The following is a 3,032-nucleotide window of genomic DNA, read 5'->3' on the forward strand; positions in this document are numbered from 1 at the left end:
CTGTTTTGCCGGCTCAAGAACTGGCGGCGCATCGCCACCCGCTACGACCGCCTCGCCCGGAACTACCTGGCTGCCCTCGCACTCGTCGCCATCGCCTCAGCATGGACCTGAATGAGTTCCCTACCTAGCATCGTCTTGAGGCGTCAGTACGCAGGGGTCGCTCCAGCTCCCGAGGTAGAGCTAGCTGATAGCTACCAGCTAACCTTGTCCGTATGCGCACACGCACGGTGACGTGGTGCACGACTGACAGGGCAGGGTACCCCATGCTCCTGCCGACGCCACAGGACCATCCCGCCGCGCTAGCCGATAGCTACCAGCTACCACTTCTAACGAAGAGCGCAGCAGCACCCGCCGGTTCGACCGGCATGCACCGGCCATGCGCTGCTTCACCGCCGGACCGGTACCAATGAGATAGCTGATAGCTATCCACTACCGATACGACACCGCCGCAATCCCCACCCATTGTGGCAGCCCCGCCATCGCCTCCCTCGGCGCTAGCTGATAGCTACCAGCTAGCCCGGCTGGCGGGCAGTCGCTTGGGGGGAGGGCCGGCATGCCGACCATCGTGTTCGCAAGTCCCAAGGGCGGGGTCGGCAAGTCCACCTCCGCGGTGCTGCTGGGCGTGGAGCTGGCGCGCAAAGGGGCGGCGGTCACGATCATCGACGCCGACCCGAACAAGCCGGTGTCCGACTGGGCCAGGCGGCCGGGCCGGCCTCCCAACCTCACCGTGCGGGCGGATGTCACCGAGGACACGGTGATCGACGAGATCGAGGCCGCCGCCCAGCGCACCGCCTTCGTGATCGTCGACCTGGAGGGCACCGCCTCCATGATGGTCGCCTATGCGATCAGCCGGGCCGACCTCGTGATCATCCCGACCCAGGGCTCGCAGCTCGACGCCGCCCAGGCCGCCAAGGCGATCAAGCTGATCCGCCAGCAGGAAAAGGCGTTCGCCCGCCAGATCGCCTATGCGATCCTGTTCACCCGCACGAGTGCCGCCATCCGGCCGCGCACGCTGGGCTTCATCCAGGACGAGTTCCGCCGCCACGGCGTGCCGGCCTTCGACACCCATCTGCACGAGCGCGACGCGTTTCGCGCCATGTTCTCGTTCGGCGGCACGCTGGAGGCACTGAGCACCAGCCAGGTCAGCAATCTGGACGCCGCGCTCGTGAACGCCCGCGCGTTCGCCGCCGAGGTGGTCACCATGCTGCGCCGCGGGCCGCGGGACGAGGCGGCCCCGGCCGAGGCAGGAGCGGCCGAGATGGGAGCGGACCGATGAGCAGCCAGACCGGTGCCGGGCGCGCCAGCATCTTCGGCGACGACGACGATTTCGACCTCAGCGACTTTCAGCCCCGGCCGCCAGCCCACAAGCCGGCCCCGCCGGAAGAGGTGCGGGCGATCTCCGAGCGGGCGAGCTTCCGCAGCCGCGAGCCCAAGCCCGCCGCCCCGGCACTGGCCATCCCGCCGGCCGAAGCGCCCGTCAGGCGCACCCAGCGCCGCCACCGCACCGGGCGCAATGCCCAGCTCAACATCAAGGTCCGCCCGGAAACCCTGGCCGCCTTCCATGCCCTGGTCGACCGGCAGGGCTGGGTGCAGGGTGAGGCGTTCGAGCGGGCGATCGCGGCCCTGGAGCGCGAGCTGGCCGCCAAGGCATGACTGCGGCAATCCGGCCACAGATCCGGATAAATCATCCAGCTTCGCCTCGGGCGTGCAACCGCCCGTCCGGCGGCCCGATGCCCACTTATCCACAGGCAGGCTTGGACTCTGGTGGCGCTTTTCTTGGACTCTGGTGGCGCTTTGCGGGGTTATCCCCTGGACTCTGGTGGCGCAACTAATATTCAGAGAATCAAATATCTTCTCAAATAGCTTGCGCCACCAGAGTCCAAGTTGACGTAGTGGATCGTTCTGCCCAGTCTTCCGCCTCATGGCGGACATCCACCAGCTCATCCTCCAGCACGGGATCGACGAGGCGCGCCGCCAGGCGATCACCCGCCACGAGCGCGCGGTGGTGGAAGCGGCCTACCAGGTGCTGGGCGACGAGACCGAGGGCATCGGCTTCACCTATTCGGGCTTCGCGCTGACCTCCCTGCCGCACAAGGAGCAGAACGAGACCATCTGGAAGCGGGAAGGGCACAACCTCACCCTGATCCTCCAGTCCGGCGTGGACCGGCAGGGCCACGAGGTCGGGCTGCCCTATGGTTCCTATGCCCGGTTCATCCTGCTGTTCCTCCAGTCCGAGGCGGTCAAGACCCGCTCGCGCGAGATCGAGCTCGGCCGCAGCATGCAGGTCTGGCTCGGCCGGATGGGCCTGTCGATCGGCGGCAACAGCTATCGGCTGGTCAAGGAGCAGGCCAAGCGCATCTCCTTGTGCCGCCTGACCTTTTACGGCGGCCTGGGCGACCAGCAGCTCCTGCGCAACGGCGCCTTCGTGGAAGGGGCCATCACCATGTCCGGCACGCCCAGCCAGCCCTCCTTGTGGCAGGACCAGGTGCGGCTGGACGAGGCCTTCTACCACGCTTTGTGCGACCATCCGGTGCCGGTGAACGAGGCCTCCTTGCGCGCGATCGGCCCGCGCTCCATGGCGCTCGACGTCTATATCTGGCTGGCCTACCGGCTCCACGCGCTCAAGCGCGACACCGAGGTGAGCTGGCCGGCCCTCTACGCCCAGTTCGGCTCGGGCTTCAAGCGGCAGCGCGCCTTCCGCGCCCAGTTCCTGGAGAGCCTGGAGCTGGCGGTCGCGGTCTATCCCGGGGCCAAGCTCGACGTGCACGAGCAGGGCATCACCTTGCGCCCCTCCCGCGCGGCGATCGCCAAGGCCTGAGGGCGCCACCAGAGTCCAACAGTGCGGCCGGCCTCCCAAGATCGCGGCGGCGGGAACCGGCCCGCCCGCCGGCGGCAGCACGGTCGTCGGCCCCGCGATGGTAGTCGGTCGGCTGGCAGGCTTGGACTCTGGTGGCGCTGACCTTGCCCCCTGATTGCCCCCGTTCATAACCAGAGTCCGTTCTGGTCGTGGTCCTGTCTGGACCGGGTTGCGA

Annotated in this window: 3 protein-coding genes and 1 pseudogene; all 4 read left to right on the forward strand. The window is 68.0% G+C overall.

Features of this window, described 5'->3' with window-relative positions; translation table 11 throughout:
- A pseudogene (locus HLA95_RS26810) lies at positions 1-111 on the forward strand (IS5/IS1182 family transposase); the annotation flags it as partial.
- Between the two features lie 442 nt (positions 112-553).
- Positions 554-1,276, forward strand: coding sequence for a division plane positioning ATPase MipZ (locus tag HLA95_RS26815; RefSeq protein ID WP_191062375.1), 723 nt, complete (start codon positions 554-556; stop codon positions 1,274-1,276).
- Complete coding sequence (locus HLA95_RS26820) at positions 1,273-1,653, forward strand: hypothetical protein (protein WP_222185059.1); 381 nt, start codon at positions 1,273-1,275, stop codon at positions 1,651-1,653. Before HLA95_RS26815 ends, HLA95_RS26820 begins: the two co-directional genes overlap by 4 nt.
- Before the next feature lie 268 nt (positions 1,654-1,921).
- On the forward strand, positions 1,922-2,818 hold the full coding sequence (locus HLA95_RS26825) for a replication protein RepA (protein ID WP_191062234.1): 897 nt from the start codon (positions 1,922-1,924) through the stop codon (positions 2,816-2,818).
- Positions 2,819-3,032 lie beyond the last annotated feature (214 nt).

Origin of the sequence: Geminicoccus harenae, from assembly GCF_019800005.1 — a bacterium.
Taxonomy (GTDB): domain Bacteria; phylum Pseudomonadota; class Alphaproteobacteria; order Geminicoccales; family Geminicoccaceae; genus Geminicoccus; species Geminicoccus harenae.